At 35.1% G+C, this 15,664-nt stretch carries 19 protein-coding genes; 13 read left to right on the forward strand and 6 right to left on the reverse strand.

Annotated elements, in window-relative coordinates:
- The first annotated feature begins 39 nt into the window (after positions 1 to 39).
- The 7 genes from GGR32_RS03265 (at position 40) to GGR32_RS03295 (ending at position 6,265) form a co-directional block, all read left to right on the forward strand.
- Complete coding sequence (locus GGR32_RS03265; protein ID WP_183476397.1) at positions 40 to 1,821, forward strand: tetratricopeptide repeat protein; 1,782 nt, start codon at positions 40 to 42, stop codon at positions 1,819 to 1,821.
- A gap of 75 nt (positions 1,822 to 1,896) precedes the next feature.
- The gene (locus GGR32_RS03270; RefSeq protein WP_183476402.1) at positions 1,897 to 2,217 is read left to right on the forward strand and encodes a DUF4286 family protein; all 321 of its coding nucleotides are present in this window, start codon (positions 1,897 to 1,899) and stop codon (positions 2,215 to 2,217) included.
- A complete protein-coding gene (gene rsmA / locus GGR32_RS03275) occupies positions 2,201 to 3,034 on the forward strand; it encodes a 16S rRNA (adenine(1518)-N(6)/adenine(1519)-N(6))-dimethyltransferase RsmA (protein WP_183476405.1) in 834 nt (277 codons plus the stop codon). The genes GGR32_RS03270 and rsmA overlap by 17 nt, the downstream gene beginning before the upstream one ends.
- On the forward strand, positions 3,015 to 4,367 hold the full coding sequence (gene mgtE / locus GGR32_RS03280; RefSeq protein ID WP_183476408.1) for a magnesium transporter: 1,353 nt from the start codon (positions 3,015 to 3,017) through the stop codon (positions 4,365 to 4,367). The genes rsmA and mgtE overlap by 20 nt, the downstream gene beginning before the upstream one ends.
- A gap of 81 nt (positions 4,368 to 4,448) precedes the next feature.
- On the forward strand, positions 4,449 to 4,847 hold the full coding sequence (locus GGR32_RS03285; RefSeq protein WP_183476411.1) for an acyl-CoA thioesterase: 399 nt from the start codon (positions 4,449 to 4,451) through the stop codon (positions 4,845 to 4,847).
- A 5-nt stretch (positions 4,848 to 4,852) separates the two neighbouring features.
- Positions 4,853 to 5,803 carry a 2-hydroxyacid dehydrogenase gene (locus GGR32_RS03290; protein ID WP_183476414.1) on the forward strand — a complete coding sequence of 317 codons (951 nt, stop codon included), beginning with the start codon at positions 4,853 to 4,855 and terminating at the stop codon, positions 5,801 to 5,803.
- 6 nt (positions 5,804 to 5,809) lie between these two features.
- Positions 5,810 to 6,265, forward strand: coding sequence for a DUF1801 domain-containing protein (locus GGR32_RS03295; protein ID WP_183476417.1), 456 nt, complete (start codon positions 5,810 to 5,812; stop codon positions 6,263 to 6,265).
- Positions 6,266 to 6,328: 63 nt separating this feature from the next.
- On the opposite strand, the gene GGR32_RS03300 is transcribed toward GGR32_RS03295, so the two are convergent.
- Entirely contained in the window at positions 6,329 to 7,471 is a 1,143-nt protein-coding gene (locus GGR32_RS03300) for a trans-sulfuration enzyme family protein (RefSeq protein WP_183476420.1), read from the reverse strand.
- Positions 7,472 to 7,628: 157 nt separating this feature from the next.
- Between GGR32_RS03300 and GGR32_RS03305 the strand changes: the two genes are divergently transcribed.
- Both GGR32_RS03305 and GGR32_RS03310 read left to right on the forward strand, forming a co-directional pair.
- Complete coding sequence (locus tag GGR32_RS03305; RefSeq protein WP_183476423.1) at positions 7,629 to 8,423, forward strand: DUF3298 and DUF4163 domain-containing protein; 795 nt, start codon at positions 7,629 to 7,631, stop codon at positions 8,421 to 8,423.
- A 4-nt stretch (positions 8,424 to 8,427) separates the two neighbouring features.
- Positions 8,428 to 8,787, forward strand: a complete 360-nt coding sequence (locus GGR32_RS03310) for an arsenate reductase family protein (RefSeq protein WP_183476426.1) — start codon at positions 8,428 to 8,430, stop codon at positions 8,785 to 8,787.
- On the opposite strand, the gene GGR32_RS03315 is transcribed toward GGR32_RS03310, so the two are convergent.
- On the reverse strand, positions 8,782 to 9,270 hold the full coding sequence (locus GGR32_RS03315; RefSeq protein ID WP_183476429.1) for an acyl-CoA thioesterase: 489 nt from the start codon (positions 9,268 to 9,270) through the stop codon (positions 8,782 to 8,784). The genes GGR32_RS03310 and GGR32_RS03315 overlap by 6 nt on opposite strands.
- A 112-nt stretch (positions 9,271 to 9,382) precedes the next feature.
- Here GGR32_RS03315 and GGR32_RS03320 point away from each other — a divergent pair, with 112 nt between their 5' ends.
- From GGR32_RS03320 to nadD, 3 genes are read left to right on the forward strand one after another with little or no spacing between them, the layout of a single operon-like run.
- Complete coding sequence (locus GGR32_RS03320) at positions 9,383 to 10,240, forward strand: YicC/YloC family endoribonuclease (protein ID WP_183476432.1); 858 nt, start codon at positions 9,383 to 9,385, stop codon at positions 10,238 to 10,240.
- Complete coding sequence (gmk, locus tag GGR32_RS03325; protein ID WP_183476435.1) at positions 10,241 to 10,813, forward strand: guanylate kinase; 573 nt, start codon at positions 10,241 to 10,243, stop codon at positions 10,811 to 10,813.
- A 13-nt stretch (positions 10,814 to 10,826) separates the two neighbouring features.
- Complete coding sequence (gene nadD, locus GGR32_RS03330; RefSeq protein ID WP_183476438.1) at positions 10,827 to 11,414, forward strand: nicotinate (nicotinamide) nucleotide adenylyltransferase; 588 nt, start codon at positions 10,827 to 10,829, stop codon at positions 11,412 to 11,414.
- Positions 11,415 to 11,420: 6 nt separating this feature from the next.
- Here nadD and GGR32_RS03335 read toward each other — a convergent pair whose 3' ends face one another.
- The 3 genes from GGR32_RS03335 to GGR32_RS03345 all read right to left on the reverse strand — a co-directional run bounded on the left by GGR32_RS03335 (position 11,421) and on the right by GGR32_RS03345 (position 14,088).
- Positions 11,421 to 12,464 carry a glycosyltransferase family 9 protein gene (locus tag GGR32_RS03335; RefSeq protein ID WP_343066419.1) on the reverse strand — a complete coding sequence of 348 codons (1,044 nt, stop codon included), beginning with the start codon at positions 12,462 to 12,464 and terminating at the stop codon, positions 11,421 to 11,423.
- A 5-nt stretch (positions 12,465 to 12,469) separates the two neighbouring features.
- Positions 12,470 to 13,078 carry a DUF4254 domain-containing protein gene (locus GGR32_RS03340; protein WP_183476754.1) on the reverse strand — a complete coding sequence of 203 codons (609 nt, stop codon included), beginning with the start codon at positions 13,076 to 13,078 and terminating at the stop codon, positions 12,470 to 12,472.
- Between the two features lie 83 nt (positions 13,079 to 13,161).
- Positions 13,162 to 14,088 carry a DUF6427 family protein gene (locus GGR32_RS03345; protein WP_221403682.1) on the reverse strand — a complete coding sequence of 309 codons (927 nt, stop codon included), beginning with the start codon at positions 14,086 to 14,088 and terminating at the stop codon, positions 13,162 to 13,164.
- 42 nt (positions 14,089 to 14,130) lie between these two features.
- On the opposite strand from GGR32_RS03345, the gene GGR32_RS03350 reads away from it, so the two are divergent.
- On the forward strand, positions 14,131 to 14,376 hold the full coding sequence (locus GGR32_RS03350; protein ID WP_183476445.1) for a DUF6341 family protein: 246 nt from the start codon (positions 14,131 to 14,133) through the stop codon (positions 14,374 to 14,376).
- Here GGR32_RS03350 and purD read toward each other — a convergent pair.
- Positions 14,373 to 15,647: a phosphoribosylamine--glycine ligase gene (purD, locus tag GGR32_RS03355; protein WP_183476448.1), complete on the reverse strand. Its 1,275-nt coding sequence runs from the start codon at positions 15,645 to 15,647 to the stop codon at positions 14,373 to 14,375. The two genes, GGR32_RS03350 and purD, sit on opposite strands and share 4 nt — an antisense overlap.
- Positions 15,648 to 15,664 lie beyond the last annotated feature (17 nt).

Genomic DNA, 15,664 nt, shown 5'->3' on the forward strand with positions numbered 1-15,664 from the left:
AAACAAGCAATTTAAAATCGCATTTTCTATCTTAGCAAAATGCGATTTTTATTTTTTATAGGATTTTTTTTAGGGAGCTTTATATACGTAAATGCGCAATCTCCTGCATTAGCAAAAAACTATTTCGAACAAGGTGAGTTTGCCAAAGCTAAAGCCATTTATCAAGAAATATATCAAAAAAACCCGCAGAACCTTAGTGTGGCTTACAGCTATATAAACACCTTACAAGAGTTAGAGGAATACCAAACTGCCGAAAAAATTATCCGAGAACAATTAAAACTTTATAAAAACTACCCCAATTTGTATGTAGAGTTAGGATACAATTACCAGCTACAACAAGAAACAACAAAAGCCAAAAACGCTTACCAAGAAGCAATACAAGAACTAGAAAAGCGACCTAATTATGCTTATGGCGTAGGAAAAGCCTTCCAGAAATACAACCTACTAGAAGAAGCCATTAACGCATACAGCATAGCTTTAGAACGCTCCTCGAACATCTCTGCCCGTGTAGAGCTTGCAAAAATTTATGGCGAGCAATTAAAGCATAAAAAAATGTTCGACACGTATATAGACGTGGTAAAAGAACAACCCAATTACCTTTATGTAATTCACCGTAGTTTTGCCGAATACATTACCGATGATAAAGAAAATACCGAAAATAAAGTTTTAAGGCAACTGCTATTAGAACGCTTACAGGAAGAGCCTCTGCTTCTATATAATCAATTACTCAGTTGGCTTTTTATTCACGAAAAAAACTTTAAGATGGCGTTTATCCAAGAAAAAGCCATTTATAACCGAGAAGGAAAAACCAATCTTCAAGCCTTTTTTCAGCTAAGTGAAATTGCACAAGAACAGGGCGATTTAAAAACTTCGGGAGAAATTTTGGATTATATCATCACCGCATCTCCTCTTCCTTATGTTAAGATAAAAGCAGAAGAGTTACGCCTACAACAACAAATAGATATTGCCACGGCTAAAGATTATCCGAACATAACTAAAAACTTCGAAAAAGTTTTTACCACCTATGCCCCTGATGAAAATTTATTTTATATAAAACTTCAACATGCGCGTTTTTTAGCCTTTAAACTATCGCAAACTTCACAAGCCTTAACACAATTAAAACAACTGCTCACAGCAGATTTATCGATGCGAAAAGAAGCTTTGTTAAAAATGCTTTTAGCCGATATTTTAGTACTAGACGAACGCTATAACCAAGCCCTAATCTACTACAGCCAAGTGCAAAACCTTTACGAGAATTCTCCCATAGGGCACGAAGCCCGATACAAAGTAGCTAAAACCAGCTATTATAAAGGAGATTTTGATTGGGCAAAAACACAATTAGATGTTTTAAAAACCTCTACCTCTCAGCTTATTGCTAACGATGCTTTAGAACTTGGTTTACTCATAAAATCAAACACAGAGGAAGATAGCTTACAACCTGCCTTAAAAAAGTTTGCAAAAGCAGATTTACTTCAGTTTCAAGAAAAATATACAGACGCTTTAACCCTTCTAGACACCTTGTTAAACCAATACAAAGGCTATAAAATAGAAGACGAAGCTTTTTTCCGTAAAGCTAAAATTCATGAACATTTAAAAAACTATGAATTAGCTGCCACTTATTATGAGAAAATAGTTGCTTTCTATCCAGAGGAATCGCTAGCAGACGATGCGCTCTTTGCGCTTGCTAAACTACACCAAGAAAAGCTTAACCAAACTACAAAAGCTCAGGAATACTACAAACGTATTATCTTTGAATATCCCAATAGCCTTTATGTTAATGAAGCAAGGAAAGCCTATCGGGAAAATATCCCTCCTACTTAATGCCATATAAAACCTAAAAACATCGAGTAAGCTTTCTAAAAAATAATACTTTTGCAGTAACACTAAATAAAAACCATGTATATTTATAATGTAACCATCAATATTGCAGAAGATGTCCATGACAAATGGGTAAAATGGATGAAAGAAACACATATCCCAGAAATGCTAAATACCGGCAAATTTATAAAAGCACTTATGAGCCGTGTAATGGTTGAAGAGGAAATGGGCGGGATTACCTACGCTATACAATACACTGCAAAAAACAAAACAGATTTAGAAAACTATTATAAAGAAGACGCCGAAACATTAAGAGCTAAATCGGCTATTTTTGAAGGAAAATTTGTAGCCTTTAGAACAGAGTTAGAAGTAATAAGTCAACATGAAAAAAACACCTAAACTTAGTGACCAAGTCCGTGCTAAAAAGCATTTAGGACAACATTTTTTAAAAGATGAAAACACTTCTAAAAAAATAGCCAACACCCTAAGCCTAAACAATTACACTAAGGTATTAGAAATAGGTCCAGGAACAGGGATGCTCACCAAGTATCTTCTTCAAAAAGATATAGAGGTTTTTGCCATGGATATCGATAAAGAATCGATTGCTTATTTACAACAAAATTTTTTTCTAGATTACCCTTCCCTTACCAAAAATAACAAATTACATGTTTTAGAAGCCGATTTTTTAAAAACCAACCTCAGCGAATATTTTGGAAAGGAAAACTTTGCCATTACCGGAAATTTCCCCTATAATATTTCTACCCAAATAGTTTTTAAAACCTTAGCTATAAAAGAACAAGTTCCTGAGTTTACGGGCATGTTTCAAAAAGAAGTAGCCCAAAGAATTTGCGAAAAACCAGGCAGCAAAACCTATGGGATTTTATCGGTTTTAACACAAGCATTTTACCATGCCGAATATTTATTTACCGTTCCTCCAGGAGTATTTAATCCGCCCCCAAAAGTAGATAGCGGTGTTTTACGCTTAACCCGAAAAGAAAACACCCAACTCCCTTGTAGCGAAAAGCTGTTTTTTAACGTCGTAAAACTAAGTTTTCAACAACGCCGAAAAACCCTTCGTAATAGCCTAAAAAGCTTTAACTTGCCTCCTAACTTAAAAGAAGAAAAGCTATTTGGGCAACGCCCAGAACAACTCTCGGTAGAAGAGTTTATAATGCTCACTCAAAAGATCGAAGCACATGCAATTTCAGATAAGTAAAGAACTCATAGAGAAAATAGAACAGCTTATTGAGCAACAGCACAATAAGGATCTTCTGTTATATCTAAACGATTTGCACCATGCAGATATTGCCGAAATAATCGATGAGCTAGACTTAGACGACGCTACGTATATTATAAAGCTTCTTAACAGCGAAAAAACCGCAGAAGTACTTATGGAACTCGATGAAGACAATCGAGAAAAAGTACTAAGCAACCTCTCTGCAAAAGAAATTGCCGACGAAATTGAGGAAATGGACACCGACGATGCCGCCGATATCGTTGCCGAACTTTCCGAAGAAATTAAAGACCAAGTAATTGCCAATATCGAGGATGAAGAGCATGCCGAAAATATTGTTGAATTACTACGTTACGATGAGGATTCTGCTGGAGGACTCATGGCCAAAGAGCTAGTTAAAGTAAACGAAAACTGGAGCGTTACCGGTTGTATGAGCGAAATGCGCGAACAAGCCGAAAATGTAACCCGTGTTCACTCCATCTATGTAGTTGATAATAAGCAACGTTTAAAAGGAAGGCTTTCCTTAAAAGATTTACTTACCGCCCCAAGCTCTGCACAAATTAGCGATGTTTACATAAAAAAAGTTGATTATGTAAAAGTAAATACGCCAGGAGAAGAAGTAGCTAGAATTATGCAAAAATACGACCTCGAGGCCATTCCCGTAGTAAATGAAACAGGAAAACTCGTAGGTCGAGTTACCATAGATGATATTGTAGATTTTATAAAAGAAGAAGCCGATAAGGATTACCAAATGGCAGCAGGTATATCGGAAGATATCGAGGCCGATGCTGGAATTTTAGACATGGTTAAAGCCCGACTACCTTGGCTAATTTTAGCCCTTTTAGGAGGTTTTGTAACTGTACGTATTACAGGAAATTTTGAAGACGCCATGACCAAATACGGAGTATTATTTTTCTTTACACCCCTTATTGCAGCAATGGCAGGAAATGTGGGGGTGCAATCTTCTGCAATTATGGTACAAGGTATTGCCAACAACACCCTTCGAGGCTCACTTATAAAACGTTTACTAAGAGAAATAGGACTTAGTTTGCTCAATGGTCTAATTCTCGCAGGAATTTTATTACTAGGCTCTCACTTCCTATTAGGCCAAGCCTATATTATTGGTGTTACCGTAGCTATTTCACTCATATCGGTAATTATTATAGCCTCTACCATTGGTACAGTTGTCCCAATTACTTTACACAAATATGGGATAGACCCTGCACTAGCAACAGGACCTTTTATTACCACAAGTAACGATATTTGCGGAATTCTAATTTACTTTACCATTGCTAAATTTATACTTGGTTTTTAACTTTTTTAAAATAACTTAGGCAAAGCCTTACCTCTTAAGGTTTTTAAAATTTACTTACCTTTACTTCTTAAAAGGTATTTTATGAAACCCATCCCCTACGAAGATACACTTATTGTTCCTTCAAGTGCTATCGACCAATTAAACCATGTAAACAATGTTACCTATTTACAGTGGATACAAGATATCGCTCAAAAACATTGGGAAACAAAAACACCTAAAACAATAAGAGAAAAAGTAGGTTGGGTAGTTTTAGACCATTTTATCGAATATAAAAAACCCTCGTTTGAAGGAGAAAAACTATCGTTAAAAACATGGATAGAAGACTACGGAAACTTTAAAAGTCAACGTTGTGTAGAAATCAAAAACACCAATACCAATGCCTTAATTGTAAGAGCAAAAACCACCTGGTGTTTAATCGATTTAAAACGCCAAAAACCAACCCGTATCACACCAGAAATAACCCAACCTTATTTTGAATAAACCTTATGAAAATTATTCATATAGATAAAAATCACTCGCTACTTATCCAACAATTGTCAACCTTAGGATTTGAGAATATCGAAAATTATTCTTCGCCAAAAGAAGAAGTCCTAAAAAGCATTCACCAATATGAAGGTATTATTATAAGAAGTCGGTTTAAATTAGACAAAGACTTTCTTAAAGCCGCAAAAAAATTAAAATTTATAGGTCGGTTAGGCGCAGGCTTAGAAAATATTGACACTGAATATGCCAAAGAACAAGGCATTACACTATTCTCGGCACCAGAAGGCAACCGAAATGCCGTTGGAGAGCATGCCCTAGGAATGTTATTAAACCTAATGAACAAACTTCGCATTGCAGATAACGAAGTTAGAAACGGAATCTGGTTACGGGAAGAAAATAGAGGCTATGAGATAGAAGGTAAAACCATAGGTATTATTGGCTACGGAAACATGGGAAAAGCATTTGCTAAAAAATTGCGAGGCTTTGATTGCCAAGTGCTTTGCTACGACATAAAAAAGCAGGTAGGCAATCAAGATGCAACACAAGTTAGTTTAGAAGAATTACAACAAAAAGCCGATATTCTAAGTTTACACACGCCGCTAACTCCAGAAACGACCAACATGATAGATGCCGCTTTTATAGCGCGTTTTAAAAAACCTTTTTGGTTTATTAATACCGCCAGAGGAAAATCGGTAATAACCTCCGACCTTGTTACCGCATTACATACGGGTAAAATTTTAGGAGCCGGTTTAGATGTTTTAGAATACGAAAAAAGTTCTTTTGAAAACCTATTTCAGGAGGATGGTGAAATGCCCGAAGCTTTCCAATACCTTATTAAATCTAACAAGGTGTTGTTATCTCCGCATATTGCAGGATGGACCATAGAAAGTAAAGAAAAACTTGCACAAACAATAGCAAACAAAATAAAAAACTGGTTAACCGAAAATAAATAACAACGCATGAAATACGATGCAACATCTCCCGAAAACTATATAAATAAAACCCCAGAGGAACGCCATGAAGCGCTCCAAAAATTACGTAAAACCATAAAAAAACACCTTCCTAAAGGTTTTCAAGAAGGCATGCAATATAACATGATTAGTTATTATATTCCGCATAGTTTATATCCTGATGGTTACCATTGTAACCCTAAAAAACCTTTGCCTTTTATGAGTTTTGCTTCGCAAAAAAATTCTATAAACTTATACCACATGGGAATCTATGCAAAACCAGAGTTGTATAACTGGTTTGTTAATGAATACCCTAAGCACTGTTCCTTAAAGTTAGACATGGGGAAAAGCTGTATCCGTTTTAAAAACGTAAACAAAATACCTTTCTCATTGATTGCTATGCTTTGTGAAAAAATGACGCCACAAGATTGGATAGATTGTTATGAAAAAAGTTATAAAAAATAAAAGGATGAACATTAACGCTCATCCTTTTTACTTTACCATATCCGCTAAAAAACAAGATTGTTTTTATCCTAAAGCTTGCTTTAAATCGTTAATTAAATCTTCCTTATCTTCTACACCAACACTAAGCCTTACTAACGAATCTACCACGCCTGTTTTCACTCTTTCTTCGGCAGGAATAGATGCATGTGTCATGCTGGCAGGATGACCCGCCAAAGATTCTACACCTCCTAAAGACTCCGCTAGCGTAAATACTTTTAATTTTTCCACAAAAGAAATAGCCTCTTCTAGCGAGTTATTTTTTGTGGTAAACGATAACATCCCTCCAAAATCACGCATTTGTTTTTTAGCAATTTCATGATTTGGGTGTGTTTCAAACCCCGGCCAATATACTTTATCTACTTTAGGGTGTTGTGCAAGGTATTCGGCTACAGCTTTCCCGTTTTCGCAATGTCTTTGCATGCGTAAATGCAAGGTTTTTATCCCTCGAAGCACCAAGAAACTATCTTGCGGACCAGCCACTCCTCCACTTGCATTCTGGATAAAATAAAGCTTATCGGCAAGTGCTTTATCTTTTACGGCCAACACTCCCATAACAACATCACTATGCCCGCCTAGGTATTTTGTTGCACTGTGCATAACGATATCTGCGCCTAAATCTATAGGAAGTTGTAAATACGGTGTTGCAAATGTATTATCTACCGCCAACAAAAGTTCATGCTTTTTAGCTGTTTTTGCTAAGGCTTCTATATCAATAATATTTAGCATTGGGTTGGTGGGTGTTTCCGCCCAAATTAACTTTGTATTTTCCGAAATATGTTTTTCTATTTCCGAAGCTTTTTCCATCCCGATAAATTTGAATTTGATTCCAAATTTCTCATAAATCTGGGTAAACAAGCGGTAAGTACCTCCGTATAAATCGTTGGTAGAAACCACTTCATCTCCTGGTTTTAAGAGTTTCATTACCGCATCTATAGCTGCCAAACCAGAACCAAATGCTAAACCATAATTAGCGTTTTCTATGCTTGCTATTGCTTTTTCTAGCGCATGGCGTGTGGGGTTTCCACTTCTAGAATACTCAAATCCGTTATGCCCTCCTGGTGTAGATTGTGCATAAGTTGATGTTTGGTATATAGGCGGCATCACCGACTGGTAAGCAGGATCTATATTTTCTTGCCCGCCGTGGATTGTTTTCGTATTAAATTTCATTTTTATTTATTTTAAATTTCATGGCTAAACTCGCCAATAATCATTCCAAAAATTGTAATTTTTTCTTATTTCTTTCTTAACAAAAATAAAGGAAGCTTTGTGCTTTACCAAAATTGATGTACTTTTATTGTAGATAACAATACCTTTAATCTTTATCATGAAAAAAATCATTTTATTCCTTAGTATTATTGGCTTGCTTTTTTCTTGTAAAAATGATCCAAAAACCACCAACAAAACAGAGGTAACAACGACAGAAACTCCTATTGAAAAAATAACTTCTAAATTAGAAAACATTAACGTAGAAGCTTTTAAAGCTTGCGAGGAAGCTGATTGCCCAATTCTTGAAGTTAGTTACCTAACCATTACAGGAGCGCATGCCGAGACTATAAATAAAGTAAACCAACAGCAGCTTATCACTATTTTTAATTCTGCCGAAGAAAACGCACCTCAACACGCTAGCCTTAAAGATGCTATCGGTTCTTTTATAGACGACTATATTAATTTTAAACACGAGTTTCCTGATTCTCATGCCGAGTACGAGGCCAATATTTCTCAAGAAGTTAGAGCAGAAACAGCACAAACCTTATTATTACAAACCAATTATTACCTGTTTACGGGTGGTGCACACGGTTATGGCGCTACAAGATACACCAACTTTGATAAAAAAACAGGAAAGGCACTAAGCACTAAAGATTTAATTAAAAATTTAGATGCATTTACCGCTTATGCAGAAAAAGAGTTCCGAAAAAAATATAAACTTAGTAAGGAAGAAAACATCAATGCAAAAGGGTTTTTGTTTGAAGACAACAAATTTGCACTCCCTACTAACATTGGGATTACTAACAACAAAGTTCTTTTAGTATACAACCGTTATGAAGCGGCAAGTTATGCTGATGGCGAATTAACAATAACCCTAGACAAAGAGACTGTTAAAAACTGGCTTAATTATTAATAAAATGCCGAAAAAAGTATATTACCTAGCTACTTGCGATACGTGTAAACGTATTTTAAAAGAAGTAGCACTACCCGATTTTTTTGAAAAACAAGAGATTAAATCATCTCCTCTTACCCCTGAGCAATTAGAAGAACTCTATCAGTTATCAGGAAGCTATGAGAGTTTATTTAACAAACGTTCAAGGTTATATAAAGAAAGAGGTTTAAAAGATAAAAACTTAGAAGAAAGCGATTATAAAAAGCTTCTTTTAGAGCATTACACCTTTCTTAAAAGGCCCGTATTTATAGTTGACCAACATATTTTTATAGGAAATAGTAAAAAAAACATTCATGCCCTAAAAGAAGCTTTAAGTAATTTATAAAGCTATTTCTGGACAGTTTTCTGGCTTCTGCCCATAACGACGTGTATCTTCTTTAGTCAACACTTTAAAATCTGATGTTTTAGAGAGTTTGTTTAAATTGGCATACATATGTGGCTGAAGCTTTGTTATTTTACGCGTTTTTAAATCTATCCAAGTTCCCATCATTTCACAACGCGCATAATTTACACCTTTATCATCATAAAAATTATGCTCAAATTGGAAAAACTTTCCATCTTCAGAAAGTCCCTTTAACTCTAGTGACACCCGTATTTTTTGGTCAGGAAAAATCTCCTTAAAGTAGTATACATGCTCGTAAAAAACTACAGGCCCTAAATTGTTTTTTATTAATTCTTTCTGCCCAAAGCCATTTTCTACCAAAAACGCCATACGTGTATGGCTCATAAAATTAATGTATGCCGAATTGGCTAAATGCCTATTCGCATCTACATCACTCCAACGAATGTCAAACTCTTTTAAATACATATCTTTTTTAGGTAAAATTACAAAAAAGCCCTCTATAAAACCTAACTAGGTTTAAAATCTATTTCTATCGTAAATGATTTTATTACCTTTGCCTAACTTAAAATTGTACGCTATGATTCAGTCAATGACGGGTTACGGAAAATCTGTTTTAGAGCTTCCTAACAAAAAAATTAGTATAGAACTCCGTTCGTTAAACAGTAAAAATTTAGATTTAAACACCCGTATTCCCTCACAATATAGAGCAAAAGAGCTTGATTTGCGTAATATAATTTCTTCTAAACTAAAAAGAGGAAAAGTAGATTTTTCTCTCTATGTAGAACTTACAGGAGAAGAAACCAACACCATTATTAACACCGAGGTGGTAAACCATTACCTAAAGCAATTACAGCAAATAGAAGGTGCCAATAACAACAACCTGCTAGAAATTGCCATGAAGCTTCCAGATACTTTAAAAACCACTCGAGAAGAAATAGATGAAGCTGAATTTAATGCCATAGAAAACAGTTTAAAAGCAGCGATAACCGATATTGAAGCTTACCGTCTAGATGAAGGAGAAGCGCTGGCTAAAGACTTTAATTTACGCATTGGAAACCTAGAAAAGCTACTTAAAAACGTAGAAGAAATTGATCCTGAGCGCATAAAAGCTGTAAAAACAAGATTGCAAAAAAGCATTGAAGAATTAAAAGAAGAAGTAGATAAAAATAGGTTTGAACAAGAGCTTATTTATTACCTAGAAAAATACGACATCACCGAAGAAAAAATAAGGTTAAGCAACCACTTAAGTTATTTTTCAGAAAATTTAAACTCAGAAGTTTCTAATGGAAAAAAATTAGGCTTTATTGCGCAAGAAATAGGTCGAGAAATAAATACCATAGGCAGCAAATCTAACTTTGCCCCCATGCAGCAATTGGTAGTACAAATGAAAGACGAACTAGAAAAAATTAAAGAACAACTTTTAAACGTACTCTAAATGAAACAAGGTAAACTATTAGTTTTCTCGGCACCTTCTGGCTCAGGAAAAACCACTATTGTAAGGCACCTCCTTAAGCAAGCAGATTTAAACCTTGCTTTCTCTATTTCTGCAACTTCACGCGAGCCACGAGAAAATGAAGTAAACGGAAAAGATTATTATTTTTTTCCGCTAGAAAAGTTCAAAAAATTTATAAAAGAAGATAAATTTCTAGAGTGGGAAGAAGTTTATAGAGATAACTTCTATGGCACATTAAAAAGCGAAGTAGAACGCCTTTGGGCAGAAGGAAAAAATGTTGTTTTTGATATTGATGTAGTTGGAGGTTTAGATATTAAACGCATTTATCCTGAACGCACTTTAGCCGTTTTTGTAGAGCCGCCCAGCATCGAGGAATTAAAAATAAGACTTAAAAAGCGTAAAACAGAAACCGAAGAGCGTATTAATATGCGTGTAGCTAAAGCATCTATAGAGATGGCCACAGCTCCTCAGTTTGACCACATCATCATCAATAACAATCTTGATACAGCTTTAAACGAAGCTTATCAACTCGCTAAAGATTTTCTAACAAAATAACCTAAAACTTAGGATGTTTAGTAAAAAAATAGGCTTATACTTTGGTACATTTAACCCTATACATATAGGGCACCTAACCATTGCAAACCATATCGCAGAATTCTCTGATGTAGACGAAGTATGGCTTGTAGTAACCCCTTTAAGTCCTTTTAAAAAGAAAAGCACTATGCTTCCCAGTTACGATAGGTTTGAGATGGCTTTACAAGCTACCCAAGCTTATGAAAAAATTAAACCTAGCGACATCGAGTTTAACCTTCCGCAACCAAATTATACCGCCAATACACTCGCTTATTTAGAAGAAAAACATCCCAATTACTCCTTTGTATTAATCATGGGAGAAGATAACTTATATAGCCTCCCTAAATGGAAAAACAGCGAGGTTTTATTAAACAATTATGAAATTTTAGTTTACCCTAGAATAACTATACATAAAGAAAAAAGCCCTTTGGCTAAACACCCTTCGGTAAAATTTATAGACGCCCCGATAATGGAAATCTCTTCTTCTTTTATTAGAAAATGCATAAAAGAAGGAAAAAACGTTCGACCAATGTTGGCTCCCGAAGTATCAGCTTATATTGAGAAAATGAATTTTTATAAATAAAAAGTGCTAAGAAAGCACTTCTGTTAAGGTAGTTACTACTGTTTCTGGCGCTATACTATACATTACCTCTTCATAGCCTTCTACCGCTTTATTTCCATAAATAGAAGTAGGTAAAAGCGGGTATTTTTCTAAATCGGGTACTAATTGCTGCGATGCAGGTTGTAAAAACGGAGCAAAACCAGCATAAGGATGAGTAGCTCCCCAGAGCGTTACTACAGGAACCTGATAAGCAGCGGCCAAATGCCCATTTCCACTATCCATCGATAGCATTACATCTAGGTTTGCTATCAGCTGTAATTCTGCTGTAAAGCTCATCTTCCCTGCCACACTATACACATTGCTATACTTCTTACTTAAGGCCGACAGCTGCTCTACCTCTTGTTTTCCGCCTCCAAAAAGCAAAACGATATAGTTATTTTCTTGCTGAAGAAGCGCTAGCGTTTTCTCTGTTAATTCTAACGGATACATTTTACTTGTATGAGCTGCAAAAGGAGCAAAACCTATCCATTTTTTTGTATTTCCGTTTATATTTTCATTCAGAATTTCTTCTGGAATTGGGTACGAACGCTTTGGTAAGGCAACCGATAAATCTATAGGAAATCCCAATTGTTTAAAAACATCTGCATAACGTTCATGAGTTGTTTTTAAAGGCTTTAGTACTTTGTTTTCAGCACGTACTAAAGCCTTTTTTTCTTTTCGTCCTTTATCAATGGTTTTCCAATGTTTTTTTGGAATACCCTGCATAAAACTACTCACTATTTTTGTGCGTAATACATTGTGTAAATCTGCAACCTTTGTTACGGGTAATGCCTGTAGTTCTTTAGATAGTTTCCAGAGCCCTAGAATGCCTTTATGTTTATCTTTTACATCAGCAGCAATAATGTTTACCCTTGGAATATCTTTAAACAAAGGTGCAAAAAAAGGCCGTGTAACAAACGTTATTTCTACAAAAGGGTATTGTGCTAAAAGCAACCTTATTACTGGTACACACATAGCGACATCACCCAAAGCAGATAATCTAAAAACTAATAAGGATTCTTTTTTTGACACAAAGTTTATTTTTTCCCACGAAGAACAGGGTTTAGTTCATCGTCGTTATACATTTTCATCTGCTTATAAACCTTCATATACTTATCACCGTTTTCAATATCAACTAACAATTGGTCTATGGCAGACGATAAATCTGTTCGTTGCTCTAAAAGCACCTCTAGTTTAGCTTGGCAAGCATCACGATGCTCCTGAGAGGCATCTGTACGATTGGCTTCTTCTTCCATATGGTAAACTTTAAGTGCCAAAATAGAAAGACGATCTATTCCCCAAGCAGGGCTTTCTGTATTGATGGTAGCACCCGATTTAGCTTTTGTTTCTTTATATTTTTCCAAAAAATAACTGTCTATATACTCTACCATATCGGTTCTATCTTGGTTAGAGGCATCTATTTTACGCTTTAAAGCCAAGGCAGAAACTGGGTCTATCTCTGGGTCTCTAATAATATCCTCATAATGCCATTGTACCGTATCTATCCAGCATTTTCTGTAAAGTAGATGAGCTAAGAGCTCTTCTTTATCGTTGTATGGATTAGAAAATGTTTGGTTTACATCGTCTTTAATATGATATGTATCGATTGCTTCTTGAAAAATTTTATTTGCTTTTACTGAAAACATCATTTAATTTTTTTAAAATTACTTCATTAAACTTTCGCAATATACAGATTTATTGTGCTTTTAAATGCTTTATCGTTTATAATTTACAGTAAAAAGCTGCTAAAATAAATACTAAAACAACCCAAAATAAGCCCCCATAGAAGCACTTCATTTTTCCATCGTTTACGAGATTGCTCCAGGTAATTGCCTCCTAAAATACTAATGGGTATTATGGGAAATAAAATTTCGGCAACATTATTTTTTGCCGAAAAAACAACCATACCCAAACAAATAAGCGTTGCGGTTAATAACAAGTACACACTTACCCTAAAGTTTCTCACGCTTTTTTGCATATTTTTAAATAGCAATGCTAGGCTAAGAAAAAAAGAAAGCAGCAATACACTAACTCCTGCAAGTATTTGCCATTTGTAAAAATTTAAAAAATTAAATTGAGGAAGCACCTCTTGGATTGCTACGTGGTAAAACTGATTGGTAGAAAAAAGTGATACTGTAGTTGCTAATATATAAACGCAAAATACAGAAACTAAAGGAATTGCCCAATTACTAATTACTTTGGGTTGATAAAAATAAACACTTGCCCAAACCAGCAACAAAAACAATCCGCTTTGAGGAACACATAAAAAAGCGAAGCAACTCCACAGTGATGCGTCAAAAATTTTCTGTTTAAGTGCCTTTCCAGATTGCATACTCATTATACGGCGTAACGCCAACAATAAGAAAAGAGAAGCGCCTAAAACTTGATAATCTGTATATATTTCGGGAAACATACAGGTAAAAGCAACAAATAAAAATAAGGTATAAGTATTCTGTTCGGTAACTTTATTACGATGAACAATAAAATTTACTAACACCATTAAAAACAAGTATAAAAGCAAGAAAAAGAGGCTTTCTCCTAAAGTATTTAATGCAAAAAATTTAAAGAAGTTATTATTTATATAGAAAAAGCTTGCCACAACTCCTACTAATAAATAATTTATAGGTTTTGATTTGCGAAAAAAACTTGTTAACATGGCTTTATTTTATACTTTTGTATTTATATAAATTTATATACAATGAAAGACTTCTTAAATGCTATTGCATATTTGTTTGAGGACATTTTACTTGTTCCGTTAAACACTCTCCGTGAACTAGAGCTTGAAAATTGGTTTGCTGCAAATACACTAAACTGGGTATTTATGGCTATTACTTTTGTTGCTTTTGTATATTGGATGAAACAATTAAAAGAATTTGACCGTAAAGGCGATGACAGAAAAGATGTTACTGCTCACCGCATTTTAGGAAAAAACGCTGAGCTTTAACTCAGGTCTTTTCCTAGATCTTTTCTATAATACATCTTATCGAAATGTAGTTTTTCTGCATTTTGATAAGATTTCTTTAGTGCTTTTTTATAATCTGTACCCAAAGCTGTTACGGCTATTACGCGCCCTCCGTTGCTAACAACTTGTCCTTCATTTATAGTTGTTCCTGCATGAAAAACAATAGCCTCCTCTATTTTATTTAATCCTGTAATTATTTTACCTTTCTCGTAAGCTTCTGGGTAACCTCCAGAAACAAGCATTACAGTGGTTGCAGCTTGTGGATTTATTTCTAGCTGAACCTCATCTAATTTTTGCAATGCCGTTTTTTCTAAAATCTCTACTAAATCTGTTTTTATTCTAGGCAATACTACTTCGGTTTCAGGGTCTCCCATACGTACGTTGTATTCGATAACATAAGGCTCGTCTCCTACCTTGATTAAACCTATAAACACAAAACCCTTATAGTTTAGTTGGTCTGCTTGTATTCCTTTTACCGTTGGTTTTATTACTTTTTCTTCTATTTTTTGCATAAAAGCATCATCGGCAAAAGGTACTGGAGATATTGCTCCCATTCCTCCTGTATTTAGTCCAGTATCGCCTTCTCCTATACGTTTATAATCTTTAGCGGTAGGAAGGGTTAAGTAGTTTTTACCATCGGTAATTACAAACACGCTTAATTCTATTCCGCTTAAAAACTCTTCGATAACTACGGTGGCACTAGCTTCTCCAAACTTATTGTCTTTAAGCATTTGTTCTAATTCTGCTTTAGCTTCGGCTAAATTGTCTAGAATTAAAACACCCTTTCCTGCTGCAAGTCCATCGGCTTTTAATACATAAGGAGGCTGTAGGCTTTCTAAAAATGCTTTTCCTTCCTCTAGGTTAGCTACGGTAAAGCTCTGATATTTTGCCGTTGGGATATTATGCTTATTCATAAACTTCTTGGCGTGCTCTTTACTCCCTTCAAGCATAGCGGCGGCTTTATCTGGACCTATGATAAGCACATCTTTTAGGTCGTTATCTGTAAGGAAAAAATCAACAATTCCTTCTACTAAAGGAGCTTCTGGCCCTACAACCACCATAGAAATATTATACGCTAATACCGCTTGTTTAACTTCTGTAAAGTTTACTGGGTTTACGGCAAGATTTGTTGCTATTTGAGCGGTTCCTGCATTTCCTGGAGCAACGTATAATTTATTACAAGATTTGCTTTTTGCTATTTGATAGGCAAACGTATGTTCTCTACCTCCAGAGCCTAATACAAGAATATTCATAAGTTATTGTTTTTAAG

Source organism: Mesonia hippocampi, from assembly GCF_014197445.1.
GTDB lineage: Bacteria > Bacteroidota > Bacteroidia > Flavobacteriales > Flavobacteriaceae > Mesonia > Mesonia hippocampi.